The organism is Clostridium sp. CM042, from assembly GCF_055080995.1.
In genome coordinates, this window is the sequence record NZ_CM143646.1 from 1,861,882 (window position 1) to 1,882,154 (window position 20,273).

The 20,273-nt window shown below is 28.9% G+C and carries 24 protein-coding genes; 3 read left to right on the forward strand and 21 right to left on the reverse strand.

Annotated features, from left to right (window positions below; translation table 11 throughout):
• Window positions 1-1,293: 1,293 nt before the first annotated feature.
• Window positions 1,294-1,482: a hypothetical protein gene (locus ACWJJ7_RS08740; protein WP_462964848.1), complete on the reverse strand. Its 189-nt coding sequence runs from the start codon at window positions 1,480-1,482 to the stop codon at window positions 1,294-1,296.
• A 152-nt stretch (window positions 1,483-1,634) separates the two neighbouring features.
• Window positions 1,635-2,051, reverse strand: coding sequence for a hypothetical protein (locus ACWJJ7_RS08745; RefSeq protein WP_462964849.1), 417 nt, complete (start codon window positions 2,049-2,051; stop codon window positions 1,635-1,637).
• A gap of 452 nt (window positions 2,052-2,503) precedes the next feature.
• Here ACWJJ7_RS08745 and ACWJJ7_RS08750 point away from each other — a divergent pair, with 452 nt between their 5' ends.
• The gene (locus ACWJJ7_RS08750; protein WP_462964850.1) at window positions 2,504-2,701 is read left to right on the forward strand and encodes a hypothetical protein; all 198 of its coding nucleotides are present in this window, start codon (window positions 2,504-2,506) and stop codon (window positions 2,699-2,701) included.
• A gap of 449 nt (window positions 2,702-3,150) precedes the next feature.
• On the opposite strand, the gene ACWJJ7_RS08755 is transcribed toward ACWJJ7_RS08750, so the two are convergent.
• Entirely contained in the window at window positions 3,151-3,399 is a 249-nt protein-coding gene (locus ACWJJ7_RS08755) for a hypothetical protein (protein ID WP_462964851.1), read from the reverse strand.
• A gap of 654 nt (window positions 3,400-4,053) precedes the next feature.
• Between ACWJJ7_RS08755 and ACWJJ7_RS08760 the strand changes: the two genes are divergently transcribed.
• On the forward strand, window positions 4,054-4,302 hold the full coding sequence (locus ACWJJ7_RS08760; protein ID WP_462964852.1) for a hypothetical protein: 249 nt from the start codon (window positions 4,054-4,056) through the stop codon (window positions 4,300-4,302).
• Window positions 4,299-4,691, forward strand: a complete 393-nt coding sequence (locus tag ACWJJ7_RS08765) for a transposase (protein ID WP_462964853.1) — start codon at window positions 4,299-4,301, stop codon at window positions 4,689-4,691. The genes ACWJJ7_RS08760 and ACWJJ7_RS08765 overlap by 4 nt, the downstream gene beginning before the upstream one ends.
• 34 nt (window positions 4,692-4,725) lie before the next feature.
• Here the strand turns inward: ACWJJ7_RS08765 and ACWJJ7_RS08770 are convergent, their stop codons facing one another.
• From ACWJJ7_RS08770 to ACWJJ7_RS08855, 18 genes are all read right to left on the reverse strand, one after another.
• Complete coding sequence (locus tag ACWJJ7_RS08770) at window positions 4,726-5,805, reverse strand: HlyD family secretion protein (protein WP_462964854.1); 1,080 nt, start codon at window positions 5,803-5,805, stop codon at window positions 4,726-4,728.
• A complete protein-coding gene (locus ACWJJ7_RS08775; protein ID WP_462964855.1) occupies window positions 5,792-6,175 on the reverse strand; it encodes a hypothetical protein in 384 nt (127 codons plus the stop codon). The genes ACWJJ7_RS08770 and ACWJJ7_RS08775 overlap by 14 nt, the downstream gene beginning before the upstream one ends.
• A gap of 583 nt (window positions 6,176-6,758) precedes the next feature.
• Complete coding sequence (locus ACWJJ7_RS08780) at window positions 6,759-6,947, reverse strand: hypothetical protein (protein WP_462964856.1); 189 nt, start codon at window positions 6,945-6,947, stop codon at window positions 6,759-6,761.
• An 8-nt stretch (window positions 6,948-6,955) separates the two neighbouring features.
• The gene (locus tag ACWJJ7_RS08785) at window positions 6,956-7,093 is read right to left on the reverse strand and encodes a hypothetical protein (RefSeq protein WP_462964857.1); all 138 of its coding nucleotides are present in this window, start codon (window positions 7,091-7,093) and stop codon (window positions 6,956-6,958) included.
• A 107-nt stretch (window positions 7,094-7,200) separates the two neighbouring features.
• Window positions 7,201-8,310, reverse strand: a complete 1,110-nt coding sequence (locus ACWJJ7_RS08790) for an HlyD family secretion protein (protein WP_462964858.1) — start codon at window positions 8,308-8,310, stop codon at window positions 7,201-7,203.
• Window positions 8,297-8,569 (reverse strand): hypothetical protein, encoded by a 273-nt coding sequence (locus ACWJJ7_RS08795; RefSeq protein ID WP_462964859.1) that lies wholly within the window; start codon window positions 8,567-8,569, stop codon window positions 8,297-8,299. The genes ACWJJ7_RS08790 and ACWJJ7_RS08795 overlap by 14 nt, the downstream gene beginning before the upstream one ends.
• A 1,086-nt stretch (window positions 8,570-9,655) precedes the next feature.
• On the reverse strand, window positions 9,656-10,501 hold the full coding sequence (locus ACWJJ7_RS08800; protein ID WP_462964860.1) for a hypothetical protein: 846 nt from the start codon (window positions 10,499-10,501) through the stop codon (window positions 9,656-9,658).
• 158 nt (window positions 10,502-10,659) lie between these two features.
• Complete coding sequence (locus ACWJJ7_RS08805) at window positions 10,660-11,007, reverse strand: hypothetical protein (RefSeq protein WP_462964861.1); 348 nt, start codon at window positions 11,005-11,007, stop codon at window positions 10,660-10,662.
• Window positions 11,008-11,188: 181 nt separating this feature from the next.
• Window positions 11,189-12,298, reverse strand: a complete 1,110-nt coding sequence (locus ACWJJ7_RS08810) for an HlyD family secretion protein (protein WP_462964862.1) — start codon at window positions 12,296-12,298, stop codon at window positions 11,189-11,191.
• Window positions 12,285-12,782 (reverse strand): hypothetical protein, encoded by a 498-nt coding sequence (locus ACWJJ7_RS08815; RefSeq protein ID WP_462964863.1) that lies wholly within the window; start codon window positions 12,780-12,782, stop codon window positions 12,285-12,287. Before ACWJJ7_RS08815 ends, ACWJJ7_RS08810 begins: the two co-directional genes overlap by 14 nt.
• Window positions 12,769-14,436, reverse strand: a complete 1,668-nt coding sequence (locus ACWJJ7_RS08820) for a peptidase domain-containing ABC transporter (RefSeq protein WP_462964966.1) — start codon at window positions 14,434-14,436, stop codon at window positions 12,769-12,771. Before ACWJJ7_RS08820 ends, ACWJJ7_RS08815 begins: the two co-directional genes overlap by 14 nt.
• A 159-nt stretch (window positions 14,437-14,595) precedes the next feature.
• A complete protein-coding gene (locus tag ACWJJ7_RS08825) occupies window positions 14,596-14,892 on the reverse strand; it encodes a hypothetical protein (protein WP_462964864.1) in 297 nt (98 codons plus the stop codon).
• Between the two features lie 29 nt (window positions 14,893-14,921).
• Window positions 14,922-16,076, reverse strand: a complete 1,155-nt coding sequence (locus ACWJJ7_RS08830) for a thioredoxin domain-containing protein (protein ID WP_462964865.1) — start codon at window positions 16,074-16,076, stop codon at window positions 14,922-14,924.
• A gap of 119 nt (window positions 16,077-16,195) precedes the next feature.
• Entirely contained in the window at window positions 16,196-16,780 is a 585-nt protein-coding gene (locus tag ACWJJ7_RS08835) for a thioredoxin domain-containing protein (RefSeq protein WP_462964866.1), read from the reverse strand.
• Window positions 16,770-17,051: a hypothetical protein gene (locus ACWJJ7_RS08840; RefSeq protein ID WP_462964867.1), complete on the reverse strand. Its 282-nt coding sequence runs from the start codon at window positions 17,049-17,051 to the stop codon at window positions 16,770-16,772. The genes ACWJJ7_RS08835 and ACWJJ7_RS08840 overlap by 11 nt, the downstream gene beginning before the upstream one ends.
• Window positions 17,052-17,070: 19 nt before the next feature.
• A complete protein-coding gene (locus ACWJJ7_RS08845; RefSeq protein ID WP_462964868.1) occupies window positions 17,071-17,949 on the reverse strand; it encodes a hypothetical protein in 879 nt (292 codons plus the stop codon).
• Window positions 17,942-19,402, reverse strand: a complete 1,461-nt coding sequence (locus ACWJJ7_RS08850) for a hypothetical protein (protein ID WP_462964869.1) — start codon at window positions 19,400-19,402, stop codon at window positions 17,942-17,944. The genes ACWJJ7_RS08845 and ACWJJ7_RS08850 overlap by 8 nt, the downstream gene beginning before the upstream one ends.
• Complete coding sequence (locus tag ACWJJ7_RS08855) at window positions 19,377-20,123, reverse strand: ABC transporter ATP-binding protein (RefSeq protein ID WP_462964870.1); 747 nt, start codon at window positions 20,121-20,123, stop codon at window positions 19,377-19,379. The genes ACWJJ7_RS08850 and ACWJJ7_RS08855 overlap by 26 nt, the downstream gene beginning before the upstream one ends.
• Window positions 20,124-20,273 lie beyond the last annotated feature (150 nt).

Consider the following 20,273-nt stretch of genomic DNA (forward strand, 5'->3'; position numbering starts at 1 on the left):
CCAAGCGGTACTACGGCCCCTCTGTTAACCTATTAATATTCTTTCTTAGCTTACCCTTTCGGTGCAACTAGTCCTCAAACATTGCAGAATCGACTTATTAATCCTTATCCGTTAGGTCAATCACCTTTACCGATATATTCTCCTTAAATATTGCACTTAGAACTCCTCTTTACTCCGTTTTTCTCAGTTCTTACCTGGTTAGGTTTTACACCTAATCTATAACCACCATAAGGTTATCCTCCATCTGTACCCAGGTATATACATTGAAGTAGAAAAATTAATTCAACCTCCCATCTGAACTAGGGATAGGCATCATTGATTACGAAATTTAACAACAAGGAAATTATATTCATATGCAACAGTACCCGAAGTGTGACTTTACAGCCAGTGTCTCCGTCTTCACCTATGCTTCGCAACATTACATTACTGCAACGCTGGCAGGAGTATTAGTAAGCCTCAGTATCCATAAGATTATTGGCTCCTATGCCGGACTCGAAAATATCAGTTAACTAACAGAAACCATTTCTTAAGTAACTATTCTATCAGCCTAGAAAGCTTATCGTCACTACTACACAACGTTTTCGCTAACTAAAAAGGTCGCACACCCAGTCAATTCTACCTCGCTAACTTTCTGTCTACGCTTAAAATGTTACGTTACCGCAACATCTCTAAGACTCGATACAAAGCGATTTGCTAAATCTTAACTTGACAGGATTCCCACCTGCTATAATATACGCCCTGTCGCGACGCACCACTAATCGTTGCCGTACCCCATAGCCATCAAGCTAAGAAAATTCTATAAAAATAAAGACCCCCATTTGTAAAAATGTTATTATTTAAAAGATAATAAAAACACATCAATGGGGGTAATTTACAAATGATATAAGAAAACTTAAAATTGGATAAAGATATAAAACTTTTTGCAACTTTGGAATTTGTTATAAACGAACATCAGTGCAGGCTAAAGTTGCAGCATAAACCAACTTAAAAAAATTGCGAATATTCCCACTATATAGTGGTTTTTTTGGCATGCCATGAAATTATTTGAATACTAATATGAACTTAAAATACACCATTCAAATTCACGAAAGAAAAATTAATGGTAAAATATTGTAGATGGTGATAGTCCGATATTATTTAATGTGGCTTAGCTTGATGGCTATGTTGCCGTACCCCAAAAAAGTAGGTTACATTATGAAAATTTCGATTTAATGATAATATTGCTTAGATTTATGTCTATGTGGACTCCCCCCTAGTGTAAATTATTTAAATTACCCTTAGTAAGGCTAATGTTCATTTTTTCTTTCTTACTACTTTTCTTATCCCTAAAATTATCAAGTCTAGTAAATTAAATATCACTGCAGATGCAAATGCTTCTTTTATGCTCATTTCAAAAAAAATATTGTTCATTGAAATTACAACAAACACAATAGAAGTAATAATAAAATTTATAAAAATTGTACACAGACTATTATTTCTCATAACATCACTCCTAAATTAATTAGTTATTTGTATCCAATAATTTATTTATAATGATTCAATCATCGGTTTAATGCCTTGGTTTCGTAAATATTTAATAATAAAAAGAATACAAAGCTATTAATCTAGATTTGTATTCTTTTTATTAAAAAATATTATATTTTAGGGGTAGGTGAAGTTGTAAACATATTATTATTTCCATATCTTAAAATATATGCACCTTTATGATTATTTTTACCACATGCACTGTTTAAATTGCATACGCCCATTGCTACGGTAAGATCAAAGAAAAATAAAATAGCATCTCCCCTCGATATCCCAGTAATACCCTTTTTCATCATTTCTTTAACAAGAGGATAACCTCCTCTTGCTGTAGTTCCACTTCCGGTCCATGCTGCAATGTTTGTGATTGTTGTAATCTGGCTATGAGATAAATAACCAACTTTTCTCCATACTCCAGGAGTTACATCTCTTTTACTTCTTTGGTTAACTTTTGAAATTTCAAATGTATCATTAATTTTAATTTGATTATTTGTAATCAGTTCATTTATAATAGCTACATAGTCTTTCATACTCTGTTCTTCATTTTTAGGAAGTTCTCCCTTTAATTTTAAAAAACCATTATCATATTTTAAAAAATCTTCAATATTTGTTTCTGAATTAGTAACGGATGCTACTATATACTTACTTGAAGTAGAAGGAGGTTATTTAATCCCTTTTCTGCTGCAAAAACATTTGTAAAACTTGAAACACAAAATGTACAGATTAGTAATGACGTAATAATTTTTTTATTCATATGTATCTTCCCCTAATATAACGTAATTTTTGAAAATTTTATGATATATATTTATTATAAAGGGAATATAAGGGGAAGTAAAGTTGTTTTTTACATATTAATTCTAAGTTAAAATATTTAAATAATAACACCGAATTGTAAATAACTGGTTTAGCGTTGTGAATTTACGCTTTGCGAGCACTACCCATTTATTGATTTATAACTAGAAAGACATAGGAGGGAGTAATTTTGAAAAAAACAAGAGCCATTTATATTGGAGATATTAACCATAACCAATGTCCCGTATTTGAATTAAATACAGAAACTGGATGGTTTGAAATGTTGGAGGATACTAGTTTTAAATATAAAAAAGAGTGTATTTTTGATGACCACTCTTTCTTAATTTTTGAAGTTGAAAATAAAGATGTTAACTTGTTAATTCGATAAAACATTCCAGTTTTAAAGGGCAAAGGTTATTATGACCTTTTTTAACATTTAGCACAAATTCACGAAAGAAAAATTAATGGTAAAATATTGTAGATGGTGATAGTCCGATATTATTTAATGTGGCTTAGCTTGATGGCTATGTTGCCGTACCCCTGTTAGTCTAAACTATCTATTCGCTATTTATCATACTCTATTTAAAGCCTCACTCTAGAAATCACTTTCTATTTTGAGACGCCTCTATTCAAAATACAAAAAAACATCCATAGATTTGATTTACACAAATCTATGGATGTTCCCAACTCTTTATTAAATGTGTGATAATAGAATTATCTTGTTTATACTCTTTTATTCATTTTTTTATGATATATAGGAGCAATCCTGCTACAATCGCCATTATTTGTATAAATGCATCCTTTATTTTGACATAAATGATCTATCATATTTACTTCTTACAAATGACATATAACCCAATAAACAGTATAAATTACTGCATATAATCCAATCAGAGTAGCAATCATATCTTTACTAAAATCAACATTTGTTGAATAAAAACCCAAACCTCCACTAGAAAACATTACGTTTACTAATTGATTTATTTGAAATGTATCTTTCCCTTTTTTAAGGTTTTTATTATACCTAAAAACGTCTATTCCCAACCAAATCATATATGGTATAACTGAATAAATTAAAATGCCCATAACAAAAACTCCTCAAAAATATTTTTTTCCTTTAGCTTACGCTAAATAAAGCAACGGATTAGTAGTAGTTGTTATTGTAAATCTTCCTTTCCTACCCATGTTCCATAAAGCTGCCTCTCCAGCACTTGCCATCTGATAACTAACAAGAGCCCTCATTTTTTAATCCTCTTCCCCATTATTATAATATTTTTAATTGTTTACTACAATTAATAATTACATTAATTGCATTATTTATATCAAAGGCACCTGCAGACACCTAAAATAGCTAATTCTATAAATGAGCGAAAATGGATCCATTAATTTCCATATATCAAAAAAAGGAAAACATCTATGCATTCTCCTGTTATAATTAAGTCACTACACAAAAACATAACTAAGGAGAAAACATAAATGTTTAACAACTCAATTGTAACAAAATCATCGGCAATATACAAATTTTTAATTGAATTAAAGATAATTCTTTATCTTACAACGCCCCGAATTCATCATCTGATATTATTTATAAATTCGATGGTAACAAAAGGCTACTGCGGAAAAGTAACTGACGTTTCAGACTTTATGCCGGTTAGGCATCGGACTAATACTTAAAAGTTCTTATCTGAGAGTCCATGGGATGAAAATTTTGTTGAAAAAGCTCTTAAAAAACGTGTAATTATGAGAATATGGGAAACATCTAAAATAACTGGTAAGCCTATTTATATTGTAATATATGACACTATTTCAGAGAAGACTGTGCCCTCGTCAAAGGCTAATAAACCTACTGAAAAATTTGGATTTCACCATTCTCATTTAAAAGGTAAAACAGTTTATGGTCATCAATTAGTTACAGTTATGTTATTGTGCGATACTCTTTTAATGTCTACACATACAGGGGCAAACTTAATGATGCAAAGGATTCGTTGATAGCTCTTTGTTGGCCTAAAGAAGCTCTATTTAAAATCGGTTGCTTAAGAGCATTTATAAGTCTAGATACCACTATCACAACTGAAGAACTCCTAAATCACTATAAATTTAGATGGCCAATTGAGACCTTTTTCAGAGAAACTAAAAAACATCTTGGATTAAATCATTACCAAGTAAGAGGTAACCGTAGTATAAATAGATATTTCTTGTTACTAATGATTACCTACGTATACTGTGAATTAGAAGTAAGTAATGGTACGTTGAATTTCAACGTTGGAATTAAGAGTGCAAGAAATCAATCTAAAAAAGAACGAGTATCCTGGATCTTTAACCAAGCTGACCTAGGAAGTTCTCTTGAAGCTATTTTTAAAACACTAAAAATAGCTTAGGATAATTGACATTAATTCTTAATGGAATAATTTGTTAGGTAATTCGCTCATTTATAGTTTCATACTTAACTCTAGTTTCTGTAACCATACCTAGTGTAAGGTTAACCTTTTCCCCTTTTTTATCTGCAAGGTAATTTTTATCAAGTTTTACTTTAACCTTGAAATATACATTCCCTTTTTCGCTATCTATAGTAGCATCTCCATCTATATTTAAAACCTTTCCCTTAATAGTGCCATACTCTGCTTGGTTTAATCCAGCTACAGCAACTGCAACTTCGTCACCTATATGTATCCGCGGCCTTTCATTTGAAGGCAGTAAAGTTTCTATCATTAATTCCTCTTCTTTACCAGTTATGCTTCCAAGTACATTTCCAGCTTGCAAAACCATTCCTTTTGTGATCGTAGCACTTAAATGGATCTTACCATCCTTTGGCGCAACAACTTTGTATTCTTTTGCACTCTTTCCTATTGTGGCCTTTTGAATCTCAAGTTTATCTTTCTCAAGTTCTAGCTGCGTTCTTTCAGTAGTGAATTGTAAAATCGTATCGTAGTAATTTCCATCCAATTTAATCTTTTGTGTCTTTTTATATTCTTCTATTTGATCCTCTGTACCGCCTTGTTTTTTTAAAGATTCTTCGTCTACTACAAATTCTTTTCTTTTTATGTAGCCGTTTCTTAATTTGTTATAAAACTCTTTTTCATCATCATATTTTTCAAATGTATTTGTTTGGTTAGTAGCATCCTTTTCTGCCCTTATAAGTAATGCTATTCTCTTATTAAGCAGTACAATTTGATCCTCTGCTTGTCCTGATTGCAGATTGGACTCTACTGGATTTAATGTAAAGAGTACTTCCCCAGCTTTTACTTCTTTACCTTCTAATGCATTTACATCTACTACTGAACCAGATACAGCAGCCATAATTTGCGACTTATTTTCTGTAGTTACTATTCCTTGGCCTTTTACCATATAAGTTTTGGCTGATTTATTTGCCCATACCAAAAACATTACTAAAAGTACTGTAACTAGCGCAATTATGTATATCATGAATTTGGGAGGATTTTTATCATAAAGAAGCCTACTGTCAGTTAATTCGTTTAGATTATATACCTTCAAGCTCATCTACTCCTTGTTTTAGCTCCATAAATACATCTGCCACAATTCCATCTTCATTTTTCTCTACGAAAACCGTGTAGCTGTCGCCTTTTAATTTCATATTATTTTCAAAGGCGAATAATCCTAATTTAGAATAAGCATACCGAAGATTTTCTTCTTTTTCAGTAAATCTTGCAAGCAAACAATCTTTTACTCTTATTTGAGTTTTTAATTCATAGGGTTTTTCTATATTATGAGTTGAATTCTTTAGCTGCACCATAAGCTTTATTGTTATTTTAGTTTGGCCATTTTCATAACCTTCTACAGATGAATAACTTATCATTGGCCCCACTGTAGAATTTCCCTTTGACTTTATATAACTATCCATCATATATGTAATTTTGTTTATATCTATAAGTTCGTTTTGGCTTACTTCTCTTATAAATACATTGTTTAATTTCAGGATTTTGTTTTGTTTTACAAAGGTCCTCCCTTCATCTGCAACGACGAAAAAGCCACTGAATTATAGTTAACTATACTTCAGTGTTTTCCACTCCTGGCTATCTCCAAGTCTTTTCGTTCCTATTCTTTTTACAGTTCCGGAACTTCTTCACCTAACTCCACATTACTTTCTTGATTTTCGATCAAATAATTTGTCAATATAGTCCCATATAATCACTGAAGCTGAGATGGCTATAATAATAGAAACGTACTTAAATATCCCTTCTTTTAATAAACCATTTCAATCATGAAAGAACTATCACGTAACATAATACTTATACGTTTAGTTATTTACACAGCTGGTGTTGCAATATTCCAGTGTATTTTTTTAAGATATGAGATTAGAATTTCCAACGAAATACAGGTCAATTTATTCAATAAATAAATAAATAAATAAATATAAAAAAAGGAACTGCCTTCGCAAATGATTTGAAAATCATTTACAAAGGCAACGCCTCTAGCCTCTATCTAAGTTACTTCTTTCTGCTAATTACATTATTAACTACAAACACAAGAAGTGCTAATTGCGTGCATCCAAGTATTACCATTGATGGTGCAATTGAGAAATTATACTTTAATGCTAAAATTATAAATAAAAAAGAAGCTAATAATACTAAAGTTTGCATTATAATATAGGCCACAAGTTTACTTTTCTTATCCATAAATCCTCCTAAAAAACACGATTTAATGCTACAATTGCAGTTGCTACCAAAGCCTTCTGCCATCCTGTATATCCCCCATCAATATATTCCATTTCATTACTTTCAATTTCAACATAATTAACTGGTAATCTTAAAGTCATTTCCATTTTTTAATCCCCTCTCCATTATTATATTATTTTAACTGTTTACTACAATTAATAATCACATTAATTGCATTATTTATATCAAAGATACCTGCAGATACCTAAAATAACTAATTAAGTTTTATCCCAATCTGTTCCATGAAATACTTCATATAAGTTATTTTTTCATACTTAACTCTAGTTTCCGTAACCATACCTAGTGTAAGGTTAACCTTTTCTCCTTTTTTATCTTCAAGATACGTTTTATCGAGTTTTACTTTAACCTTGAAATATATATTCCCTTTTTCGCTATCTATAGTAGCATCTCCATCTATATTTAAAACCTTACCTTTAATAGTGCCATACTCTGCTTGATTTAAACCTGCTACAGCAACTGCCACTTCGTCTCCGGCATGTATCCTTGGTCTATCGCTAGACATCAGTAAAGTTTCTATGAGTAAGTCTTCTTCCTTACCAGTTATGCTTCCAAGTACATTTTCATCTTGCAAAACCATTCCTTTTGTAATCGTAGCACTTAAATGAATCTTACCATCCTTTGGCGCAACAACTTTGTATTCTTTTGCACTCTTTCCCAGGGCAACTTTTTGAATTTCAAGTTTATCTTTCTCGAGTTCTAGCTGTGTTCTTTCAGTAGTGAATTGTAAAATCGTATCGTAGTAATTTCCATCCAATTTAATCTTTTGTGTCTTTTTATATTCTTCTATTTGATCCTCTGTACCGCCTTGTTTTTTTAAAGATTCTTCGTCTACTACAAATTCTTTTCTTTTTATGTAGCCGTTTCTTAATTTGTTATAAAACTCTTTTTCATCATCATATTTTTCAAATGTATTTGTTTGGTTAGTAGCATCCTTTTCTGCCCTTATAAGTAATGCTATTCTCTTATTAAGCAGTACAATTTGATCCTCTGCTTGTCCTGATTGCAGATTTGGTTCTACTGGATTTAAGGTGAAAAGTACATCCCCAGCTTTTACTTCCTTACCTTCTAATGCACTTACATCTACTATTGAACCAGATACAGCAGCCATAATCTGCGACTTATTTTCTGTAGTTACTATTCCTTGGCCTTTTACCATATAAGTTTTAGGTGATTTATTTGCCCATACCAAAAATATTACTAAAAGTACTGTAACTAGCGCAATTATGTATATCATGAATTTGGGAGGATTTTTATCATAAAGAACCCTACTGTCAGTTAATTCGTTTAGATTATATACCTTCAAGCTCATCTACTCCTTGTTTTAGCTCCATAAATACATCTGCCACAATTCCTTTTCCGTTTTTATCTACAAAAACCGTGTAGCTGTCACCTTTTAGTTTCATATCATTTTCAAAAACAAATAGTCCTAATTTTGAATAAGCATACTGAAGATTTTCTTCTTTTTCAGTAAATCTTGCAAACAAGCAATTTGTTACCCTTATTTGATTCTTTAATTCATAGGGTTTCTCTATATTATGGATTGAATTTTTTAGCTGTATCATAAGCTTTACCGTTATTTTAGCCTGTCCATTTTCTTACCTTTTTCAAAGAGCGTATTGTATATTTTTGCTTCACTTATAAAATCTAGATTACTTGTAGCTTCATCCAGTATTAAAAAGTTTGCTTTTTTTATAAATACTCTGGCAAGAGCTATTCGCTACCTTTCTCCCCCCTATAATCCTCCTCCTGTTTTAAATCCGATTCTAAGATTTCTTACATACTCAATTTCTAACTTTTCTAAGGACTTTACTTCGGCCAAAACGACGATAAAACCACTAAAGTATATTTAACTATGCTTCAGTGGTTTTCTCATGGCTACCGCCAAGTTTTTTTGTTTCTATTCTTTAAGACTTTCAATTTTTCTATCTAACTTCACTTCTAATAAATCCGCATAAGATGTCCCATATTTCACTAAACATTCTCCTGTAAATTTTTATCATCTATATTATTGACAGTTTTTAATTTGTTAACGTTTTTTTACATCGTTTTACAAATGCCTGTCACCTTAGCGAGGAGGAATTTGCCGACGAACTTACTGCATTTCACCTCTTTCTTATTCTACTTACATTCTCATCAGCTGATCTTGAATTTTAGTTTCTCTTGATTCATAAACCATTCTTGCATCTCCATCTTGCTTTATAATGTATCCATGTTTTTAAGAAGGTAGTGCTAGAAAGAATCTACTGTTTCATATGTGCTAGATTAATTATGTTATATCTTATTTCATCAATAGTTTTTACAGTTCACCTAATAAATTATTTAAAAGCCAGTGAATAATAAAGTAAAATAAAATCATTTGACATTATAAATTACTATTTTATTGAGTTATATACAATTTTTTTCAAAATCAAAATGACCTTATATCTAATATTTCACCGTATATTAACTACCATTAAACTACATGGTAAAAAATCCGTTAAAGAAGGTAAAAAGACTACTGTTTCAATAATGTCAACACAAAAGTAAAGTTTTTGTAACACCATCCTCTCCTCTGTAAGTGCTTATTTTAAGTGGATAGAACGCTAATAACCGTCTTATTGCTGTTTTTTCAACATATCGTTGCCCTATCTCAATTTTAATCGGACTAATTATAATTTTTCTTTAACTTTGTTAAATCTAAGTGCTATTTTTCTATCGGTACGTATTGTTGGATATAGTAATAAAAACCCACCAAACGTAACTATAGATTCAAGCAAAGAACCGATTCCAAAAAATCCGAATGCAGCTATTAAAACTATTATATATCCAAGAGATGCATATAATGCATCTCTAACAAAAATTCTCTTCGCTAAAGATTTATCTAAATAAAATAAATAACACTTTCTATAATTAGTAATTAAAAACCACATAAATGCATAAATAGAAATAAATACAATAATAATTCTTAATAATTTAATATCAATTTGTTGTATTTGTGTTATACCCATCCCCAAACCCGCAAATACAAAAAGTGAACTCATCCCAATAGTTGTTGCTTTACCCATTCCTTCAATATTTTGTTTTTCTGCTTCAGATATTATTTCAACTTCCATATTTTCTTTTTTTATAATTATATGTATTTTTGCTTTTTTATACATTTTACATTCCAAATATATATTAATAATTAGTAATGAGGCTAATACGACTTGTTGAATAATATACTTTGATGATAAAAATTGAAAAGTAAATTGAAAAGTAACATAACATGATGCAACTCTTATAAACCAATCGATTATTGCCTCTATTTTAAATATTTTATATTCTTCTTTGTTATCAGTAGCTAGTATAAATGATGTAACTACTAAAAATACAAATGGTGACAATACCCACATTACTTCTATTCTTAAATTACTTTGTAATGCTATTTTGTCGTATGAATATATAAATGCAAATGCAAAATTACTTATATAACCCATTAAATTTAATAGCATTAATAGCTTAACAGACTTTTTCATTTAATCTATCTCCCATTTTTATAATTAGTTTTTTTTGACATAGGTATTTAGATGTATCTCAATAATTTTTGTTTATCATAACTAATACAAAAGTAATAAAATCCTCTTAGATTAAAGTCGAAGTGTTAATTACTAATTTTTTTATGCAGCCTTAATTATTAGCAAACTTTAAAAGTCAACCCTGTTGGAAAACCTGTATTAATAGCAATACCTTGATTTTTAATTACTGCATTAACACATGCCCATGCAAATTGAGTAGCATTAGCAGCTAATAATGCTCCAGTAATCCATCCTGCTCCTGGAATAGTTGCTGCCATAGTACCTGCTATACTATATATGCCAGCTGTTATAACAGGTATAGAAGCTGCTGAAATACCAGCACAACCTATCGACATAACTACACCTTTAACTTGTGTTGGATTTAGGTATACGCCTCCATCTATATATTCCATTTCTTCTCTATCAATACCAACGTAACTAACTGGTAATTCTAAACTCATTATCATTGTATATTTCCCCCCTAAATTATATATTACATTTTTCTACTAAATACAAGTTATTGTTTTGCTACATAATACAAGCATCTTACACTTCGACTTTAATCTAAGAAGACTTTAGTATACTTTGTATGAGTATTTATTGATTAATTTACATAATATAATTACCTTTTGATTTATTACACGAAAACTAAGTAAGTTTTATCTCAATTTGTTCCATAAAGTATTTCATATAAGTTATTTTTTCATACTTAACTCTTCTCTCTGTAACCATACCTAGTGTAAGGTTAACCTTTTCTCCCTTTTTATCTGCAATGTAATTTTTATCAAGTTTTACTTTAACCTTGAAATATACATTCCCTTTTTCGCTATCTATAGTAGCATCTCCATCTATATTTAAAACTTTCCCTTTAATAGTGCCATACTCTGCTTGATTCAAGCCTCCTACAGCAACTGCAACTTCGTCACCTATATGTATCCGCGGCCTTTCATTTGAAGGCAGTAAAGTTTCTATCATTAATTCTTCTTCCTTACCAGTTATGCTACCCAGTACATTTCCAGCTTGCAAAACCATGCCCTTTGTAATATTACTGCTTAAATGCAGTTTGCCTTCCTTTGGCGCTACAATTTTATATTCTTTTGCACTCTTTCCTAAAGCTGTTTTTTGAATTTCAAGTTTATCTTTCTCAAGTTCTAGCTGCGTTCTTTCAGTAGTGAATTGTAAAATCGTATCATAGTAATTTCCATCCAATTTAATTTTTTGTGTCCTTTTATATTCTTTTATCTCATCATCTGTAGCTCCCCGTTTTTTTAAAGCCTCTTCGTCTACTACAAATTCTTTTCTTTTTATGTAGCCGTTTCTTAATTTGTTATAAAACTCTTTTTCATCATCATATTTTTCAAATGTATTTGTTTGGTTAGTAGCATCATTTTCTGCCCTTATAAGTAATGCTATTCTCTTATTAATCAGTACAATTTGATCCTCTGCTTGTCCTGATTGCAGATTGGCCTCTACTGGATTTAAGGCAAAGAGTACTTCCCCAGCTTTTACTTCCTTACCTTCTAATGCATTTACATTGACCACTGCACCAGATACAGCCGCCATAATTTGCGACTTATTTTCTGTAGTTACTATACCTTGTCCTTTTACCATATAGGTTTTGGTTGATTTATTTGCCCAAACAAAAAACATTACTAAAAGTACTGTAACTAGCGCAATTATGTATATCATTAATTTGGGAGGATTTTTATCATAAAGAACCCTACTGTCAGTTAATTCGTTTAGATTATATACCTTCAAGCTCATCTACTCCTTGTTTTAGCTCCATAAATACATCTGCCACAATTCCTTCTTCATTTTTATCTACAAAAACCGTGTAGCTGTCACCTTTTAGTTTCATATCATTTTCAAAGGCGAATAAGTTTAATTTAGAATATGCATACTGAAGATTTTCTTCTTTTTCAGTAAATCTTGCAAACAAGCAATTTGTTACTCTTATTTGATTCTTTAATTCATAGGGTTTCTCTATATTATGGATTGAATTTTTTAGCTGTATCATAAGCTTTATTGTTATTTTAGCCTGTCCATTTTCATCACCCTCAACAGCTGAATAATTAATCATTGGACCCACTGTAGAATTCCCCTTTGACTTTATATAGCTATCCATCATATATGTAATTTTATTTATATCTATAAGTTCGTTTTGACTTACTTCTCTTATAAGTACATTGTTTAATTTCAGTACTTTATTTTGTTTTACAACTATTTTTTCAATTGTATTCATATTCTTCACCATCCTTAGTAACTTCTTTTACATCTGATTTTTCGTCAGTTATTTCTTGTTCAATATCCTTTACTATTATAGTTTCATCTAATTCATCTATTTCTCCAACCTGGCTTACATAAAGCCTGTAATAATATCCTTTTTTCTTTAAAAGCTCCTTATGGCTTCCCTGCTCCACTACACTTCCTTTATCCATAACATAAATTATGTCGCAATTTCTTATGGTGGAGAGTCTATGTGCTATAATTAGCATTGTCGTATTCTTACCTTTTACAAAGAGAGTATTGTATATTTTTGCTTCACTTATAAAGTCCAAATTACTTGTAGCTTCATCCAGTATTAAAAAATTAGCTTTCTTTATAAATGCTCTGGCAAGAGCTATCCTCTGCCTTTCACCTCCTGATAAGCCTCCGCCTGCTTCCTCTAAAAATGTATCATATTTACCTGGAAGCTTTTCTATAAATGAGCTACATCCTGCATTTTCGCAGGCAACCTTAATATCCTCATAGGTGAAACTTTCTTTACCGAGTGTTACATTTTCTTTTATATTACCAGAGAACAATTCTATGTTTTGAGGTACATAGGCTATTTGCCTTCTTAAATCATATAAATCAAGCTCTTCTATATCATAGCCAGCTATATTTATATTACCTTCCTCTGGTGAGTAATATTTCAAAAGTAGCTTTGATATAGTGCTTTTACCACTTCCGGACTCACCAACTAAGGCTACCTTTTTACCCTCTGGTATTTTTATATTTAAATTCTTTAGAACAGGTGCTCTACTACCATACCTAAATGTAATATTGTTGAGTTCTATATCTCCATTTATTTTATCTATTTTAATTTTATCTTCCTCAGCCTCATCCTGTTCTTTTTCTACTTCATATATCTCTGATATTCTCTTAAGAGATATGCTTGCCTCTTGTATACTAAGCTGAAGCCCTACCAGTCTTCCTATTGGTCCCATAAAATAACTTGATAATGAAGTAAATGCCATTAAACTTCCTAGGGTAGTTTTCCCTTCTATTACCATTGTTGCTCCTAAAAACATAAGCACTAAATTTCCTATAGTTGATATCGCTGAGGATATTGATCCTTGTATATTAGAAAGTACTCCCGTTTTGAACCCAATTCTAAGATTTTTTACATACTCACTTTCTAATTTTTCTAAAGACTTTTCTTCAGCTGCATTAACCTTTATTGTTTCTATTCCTTTTAAGCTTTCAATAATATGGCTACTTAGCCTTGCTTCTGACTCCATTTGCGCAAGATTAATTATTTTGTATGGTGTTTTAAATGTATATATAAGTGCTGCACTAACAATTGTAAGAATCAACACAACTATAAATAATGTTTGATTCATTATATATAGTACTACTGCAGAAACTAACGCTAAGGTAACATCCATAATTAGTGACAATGAAACTGATGTTAATATATCTTGTATAGTAGTAGCATCCCTAAATCTCGTGAGAATGTCTCCTACCTTTCTTGATGCAAAAAATTTCATAGGTAATTTGTATACATGCCTGAAATAACCTAACAATAATGAAATGCTAATTTTTTGTGATAAATATAAAAGCATTTGTTGCCTTATAGCAGATATCAATATTTGAGTTATCCCAATTACTAAAAATCCTATGGTAAAAGTTATAACCTATTCTAAGATAAATATTTCTTAAAAGAATAGAAGTTAATATCAAAATAAAAAAGATGAGCAATCAATAATAATTAATGATTACTTATCTTTTTTAAAAGAAATTAGTTTATTGGTATATTAATTAATAGATTCATCCACATCAAATATGCCATACTACAAGTAAATGCTTTTAGCATTTCCAATCTTCTCAAGAAGACGTTGCAAAATTAATGGAAATTCATCTAATTTTATTTCTCTAGTGCCAATGTTATCTTTTTCTTGAAAAAAATCTTCAATTTCGTAATATATTTTTTTTGTAACTGCGCTTTTATGTAAAAAACAGGGTTCTGAATCATTGAAGTATTCAATACTTTTCTCAACAATAATATTTTCTGCAACTGGTAGTTTATAAAGATTACCCTCATATAAAATGCAATTATCGTTATCTATTATTTTAATGTTTCTCGGCATATTTAATAAACTCCTTTCTATTTACTATATTAAATTATAAAAACTATAAATAAACAAAACAGGAACATCACTAGTGCGGTTAATAATTTTATTAAATACATTTTCTCTACAAGGAATGATGATACTTTGAACATATCAGTCCCTTTATCAATAATAAAGACAATTATTATTGGTGGTATAATAAATACTAAATCATACAAGAATAAATAAGAAAAGGCCTTAAGAGAGTACATGCTATTTTTTTGTATCATATAACTTATACTTGCAAGATATACTTGTCCTGTACATAAAAATTCTCCTAAAGAAATGACTCCGCCTAATAAAAAACTTATAATAATTAATATTTTTCCACTTTTATTTTCCAAAAAACTTTTTATTACATTGTGATTAAAACGTCTAACTTTTCTTGGGAGTTGATTTTTAATTTGTCCAAACCTTTCCTTTCTTGCTTTTAAAAAATCATTTACATTCAAATAAATAATTATAGCAGAAAATACTATAAATATTTCTTTCATTATTGTATTATATAATCCTATATTTATTTTAGATAGATACGTGTATAAAACTGAACCTATTAATAAATATGTTATAAATTTCCCTAAAATAAAACTAAAACCAAGCTTCTTTATACCAACATTTTTGACACTAATAAGCGATATGAAAAATAAAAACATAGATATAGAGCATGGGTTAAGCCCATTAACAAATCCTGTAAATATAAAACCTAAAATATCATAATTGAATGAATTGGTATTTATCTGAATTCCCTCCAAAATAGGTGTTTCCTTAACCTTCTCATTCTGTAATATTTCTCTTATTATAGACTTTATTTCAGACGGCTCTTTTATATATCTATCTGATACGAATATAATTGGTGCTTCTCCATTCTTTTTGTTTATCTTATATTCATTATTATATCTAACAAGCATCTCATAATTTTGACTTTTACTTATATCGTATTTATATATTTTAATATTTTTATATTCTTTCTGTAATTTATTTAGTTCATCTTCAAACTTATTGCATGTATTGCACAGAGGTACATTAAAATAAATCAAATTTAATTCGTTAGTCTTTGCATGAATTGTTTCAACCATTAAGACATTAATTGTAAAGACTATTATTAGCAAAAAAAATATTCTACAGTATTTTTTTACTACTTTATTAATATTCATATTTCTCATATATTAACCTCACTTGGATTATTTATTATTTAAATTTCACTATGAATATGATAAAGTTCCTACCAAGATTTATTTACGATTAAAACATCTTAATCATAATTCCACCACAATTTATTTTCCTAATTGGAGTTTAATATACCTTCAACAATTTTTTTAAATTCATCTTTTTTATAAATACCAACCATTTTTTCATTACCTACATACATTGTTGGTATTGTATTAATCTTGAGATAGTCTATTTCTTTCTTTATTTCCTTGCTATCGTTTTTCCTTTTATTATATAATTTTTCTCCTAAATATGATTTTAAGTACTGCTCCGATTTTGGATTAATATACTTTTCTTTTTCATTGAAAATCTTTCCAATCTCTTTATAATCCTCTGTATTAATTTTAGGCATATTTAAATGCATATTTTCATTAACATTCTTAAATATTAAAACAACTTTTTTATTAGCTATGTATTCTAATAGGATTGGCTCAATATTTTCATTCATTTTTTTACAATCCGGGCAATTAAAGTCTGTATACTCAATTATCTTAACAGGTGACTTAATATCACCAAAAGTAATTCCAGCATTAGATACAGTCTTAATATCATCTTTTTTATTTAATCCCTCGGATTTCATTGTAAAAATACCTACCATTGCTAATAGAACTAAACTTATTGTAATAACAGCATATTTTTTCTTTCCTTTAAACTTCATTTTTCCTTAATCCTTTCAATAAAATATTAAATATTATTGATAAGACAATAGTCGCCAAAAATACAACCAAAACTAATAATAAAAATGTAATCTTTATACTAAACGTATAGCCATTGTTTCCAATTTTAAGAATCTCCATTGTGTTAAAAAGGATTTTACCACTTTTATTACTAAACATTTTAAGAAAGATTAAACTCATAGCAGTTATAGGTAAAATAATTATACTTAAAACAGCAGCTAAACCATATGTTTTTTCACTAATTTTCATCATATTAATCATCCCCTAGTATCTAAATTATTTTTTTATTGTATATCATTAATAATATATAGTGAAGAATATTTTTACCATCACCTGTAAATGGTAGTAAATGCACTAGTTGAATAATAAACATTGCCGCAAAAATATTGATATACACAGAATATTGCCATTCTTTAAATATGGTAAAACTAATGATATACATTAAAACCCCTAAGATTCCAGGAATTATTGATCCTGATAAGGCTATAATAATATTGTTCTTAGAATTAGTTTCTGCTGGTCTTACAAATCTCACTCCCAATGGACTTATCCCTAAAAATCCTATATTTTTATTTTTCTTTTTTATCCATAGAGAATACATGTGAGATAATTCATGAATGTTTGTGCTCAAAATCAATCCAACAAAAGCGATTAAAAATCCAAATGCTACACCTGAAGCTAAACTATCACTAGTTAAAACCACGCTCAATATATATAGAACTAATGTCCATATAAATAATATTCCTATTTTTTTAATTATTACATTATTAATACTATTAAATACTGAAAAAAAATTGTTGTTTTTTATAGTAACTCGTTCTTTATACCCTTTTTTATATTGTGAAATAAGGTTGATAAATATATTTTTTATCCTTATATTGGTGTTATATTTCCAATTTAAAAGATAATTTGTATTTAATTCATAGAATAAATTATTTATATCAGTATATAGAACATCATAATTGATTTTGATTTCTTCGTTTAAATGTTCTGTAATCTCACTTACACTTTTAATTCCATCAACTAGTAATAATATTTTATAAGCCGTTTCATTTATTGGAATATCAGCATGTAAATTATGATCAAAAATGTGATCTTTATTAATCTCAATGTTTTGAGGTATATATGGTATTCTTTTTAATTTATTCATATTTTATCCTCCATCTAGCCACTAAATAAAAAGTAGTAAATAATATAATTGTGAGTACGACTGCCACAATTATCAAAGACATATTTGTTGTAATTATTTGATTTAATATAACTACTATAGGAATCATCGTAAAAAAGAGAATAAAAAAAGCAAATACACCCATATAAGGGTTTTTATTATCTACTGGGATTAATATTCCTAAGATATATAATGACATTATTGAACTAATAACTATTGGAATGCTAATTAATACTTGATATATATCCATATTAATTCCTAGTATTATTATAGTTATAAGTAGAAATAAAACATATCCAATAATACACAAGCCTAATGCCTTTGAAATCAACACCTTTAACAATTCAACCCCATTAGCTTTATACATTATAAAGTAATTATTTTCATTTCCAAAGGAGTTTAGCGCCAACATACTAGAAACTAAGCTTACTATCCCTATTATCATTATATTCGACTCTAAATTTCCAAATTTAAATCTTACTAAAATTGCCATCAGCAAAAAAATTATTATATTTATGAAATTTTCTTCATTTCTAATTTGAACTTTAACTTCTTTTATAATTAATGATCTATTAAACCCTTTTGACATAGGCAGAAATTTTAATATTTTAGAAGAGTTGTTATTCTGAACTTTTTCATAGCAAAATAAAGTGCTTAAAGCTAAAAATGCAATAATTAAGATATAAATACTTATCCTTAAATAGCTTACAGAATTAAATGCTGCAACTTTTACTGATTTCATAAGAACTCCACTAATTAAATAAAGTATATTATAATCAAATTTAGTGTATGAAGATAAAATCCCTTCCACCGAAAAATTTTCTATAAAATAATAAAATACTGACATTAGTAAAATTAAAAGCGTTATTAGTTTTCTATAAGGGAGTCCAATCATAGATATAATAAATATACAAAAGTCATATATTATAGTATTTAAAAAGAATACAAAAGTAATTTGTATAATAAAAGCTAATATACTGGCTAGTAAAAACCCTCCCTGTAAATCATTCATAACCAATGACGGTACAACTAATAAAGTATTTATAAACAATTCGCTGACAAAAACAACAAAAAATATTGGAAGCTTGTATCCTAAATTTCTTTCGAATGTAGTAAGCGGAAACCAATTTAACTGCATTTCAAATTCACCGCGTTCTTGTATTACAGATTTCACAAGTACAAACAGTGCCGTTGTTACCACAGAAATATTTACTAATATACCAGAAAACAATAAATATAGTGACCTAGTATCCCCATTCACAAACATTACTATCACAGGATTTACAACACAATATCCTGCTATTACGGATAATACGATGATAAATAATAAAAATGAAATTACTCCTACAACCTTACTTTTAGTATTCAATATTTTTCTTAGACTTCTCTGCCATATTTTAAAAATTAATTTACAAATTATTAATGACTTCGTCAATTTTATCACTCCTACTTTTATCAAGGGATGCTTTAATAAAAACTTCTTCAAGTGAATTACAGTTATATTCTTTTTTTAATATATCACTAGTATTTTCTGCAACTTTTCTACCTTTAGAAATTATTACAATTCTATCACTCAAACTATCAGCTAAAAGAAGATCATGAGTTGACATTAAAATACTTTTCCCATCTTTCAAAAATTTGTTTAACATTTTTTTTGTTGTTATTATCGATTCTACATCTAATCCTCTAAATGGCTCATCTAACACTATTAATTTGCCTTCTAACATAAAGGCCGCAATTAATTGAAGCTTTTTCTTCATTCCATGTGAATAATTTATTATTATTTGCTCCATAGCTTCTGCCATATTGTATATTTGTACAAGGTTTTTAATCTTTTCGTCATTTACATTTTGATACATTGATTTTACGAAGTTAATATATTCTTTACCTGTCAAAGACTCAATAAGTAATAGTTCGTCCGGTACATATGCAATATATTCTTTAAATTTCTTGGTATTATTTTTTTGACCGTATAAAGACAAAGTGCCTTGGGTTGGAGAAATTACTCCAAGTAAACAATTAATTATTGTAGTTTTTCCAGAACCGTTTGGACCAACAATTGAAACCAATTCTTTTTCTTTTAGATATAAATCAAATTTTTGAATGCCCCAAAAATTATTTGAATACTTTTTACTAAGGTTTTTAATTGATAACATAATAAAAGTTCTCCTTCCTAAATAGAATATTGTTTTTGTAAAATTTTATTTTGCAATCAACTATAAATTCAAATGAAACTTAGACAAGCTTATTAATTTATTATAGGCTTGTCTAAGTTAAAGGATGATGCAATAAAATAACTTTTTTAT

Coding starts and splice junctions, on each gene's coding strand:
- ACWJJ7_RS08740 (WP_462964848.1), bottom strand. CDS start 1,482: ATGAGAAATAATAGTCTGTGTACAATTTTTATAAATTTTATTATTACT.
- ACWJJ7_RS08830 (WP_462964865.1), bottom strand. CDS start 16,076: ATGAGAAATATGAATATTAATAAAGTAGTAAAAAAATACTGTAGAATA.
- ACWJJ7_RS08825 (WP_462964864.1), bottom strand. CDS start 14,892: ATGCCGAGAAACATTAAAATAATAGATAACGATAATTGCATTTTATAT.
- ACWJJ7_RS08785 (WP_462964857.1), bottom strand. CDS start 7,093: ATGGAAATGACTTTAAGATTACCAGTTAATTATGTTGAAATTGAAAGT.
- ACWJJ7_RS08805 (WP_462964861.1), bottom strand. CDS start 11,007: ATGATAATGAGTTTAGAATTACCAGTTAGTTACGTTGGTATTGATAGA.
- ACWJJ7_RS08745 (WP_462964849.1), bottom strand. CDS start 2,051: ATGAAAGACTATGTAGCTATTATAAATGAACTGATTACAAATAATCAA.
- ACWJJ7_RS08835 (WP_462964866.1), bottom strand. CDS start 16,780: ATGAAGTTTAAAGGAAAGAAAAAATATGCTGTTATTACAATAAGTTTA.
- ACWJJ7_RS08845 (WP_462964868.1), bottom strand. CDS start 17,949: ATGAATAAATTAAAAAGAATACCATATATACCTCAAAACATTGAGATT.
- ACWJJ7_RS08815 (WP_462964863.1), bottom strand. CDS start 12,782: ATGAATACAATTGAAAAAATAGTTGTAAAACAAAATAAAGTACTGAAA.
- ACWJJ7_RS08780 (WP_462964856.1), bottom strand. CDS start 6,947: ATGGATAAGAAAAGTAAACTTGTGGCCTATATTATAATGCAAACTTTA.
- ACWJJ7_RS08755 (WP_462964851.1), bottom strand. CDS start 3,399: ATGGGCATTTTAATTTATTCAGTTATACCATATATGATTTGGTTGGGA.
- ACWJJ7_RS08775 (WP_462964855.1), bottom strand. CDS start 6,175: ATGATGGATAGTTATATAAAGTCAAAGGGAAATTCTACAGTGGGGCCA.
- ACWJJ7_RS08760 (WP_462964852.1), top strand. CDS start 4,054: ATGAGAATATGGGAAACATCTAAAATAACTGGTAAGCCTATTTATATT.
- ACWJJ7_RS08855 (WP_462964870.1), bottom strand. CDS start 20,123: ATGTTATCAATTAAAAACCTTAGTAAAAAGTATTCAAATAATTTTTGG.
- ACWJJ7_RS08840 (WP_462964867.1), bottom strand. CDS start 17,051: ATGATGAAAATTAGTGAAAAAACATATGGTTTAGCTGCTGTTTTAAGT.
- ACWJJ7_RS08795 (WP_462964859.1), bottom strand. CDS start 8,569: ATGATACAGCTAAAAAATTCAATCCATAATATAGAGAAACCCTATGAA.
- ACWJJ7_RS08800 (WP_462964860.1), bottom strand. CDS start 10,501: ATGAAAAAGTCTGTTAAGCTATTAATGCTATTAAATTTAATGGGTTAT.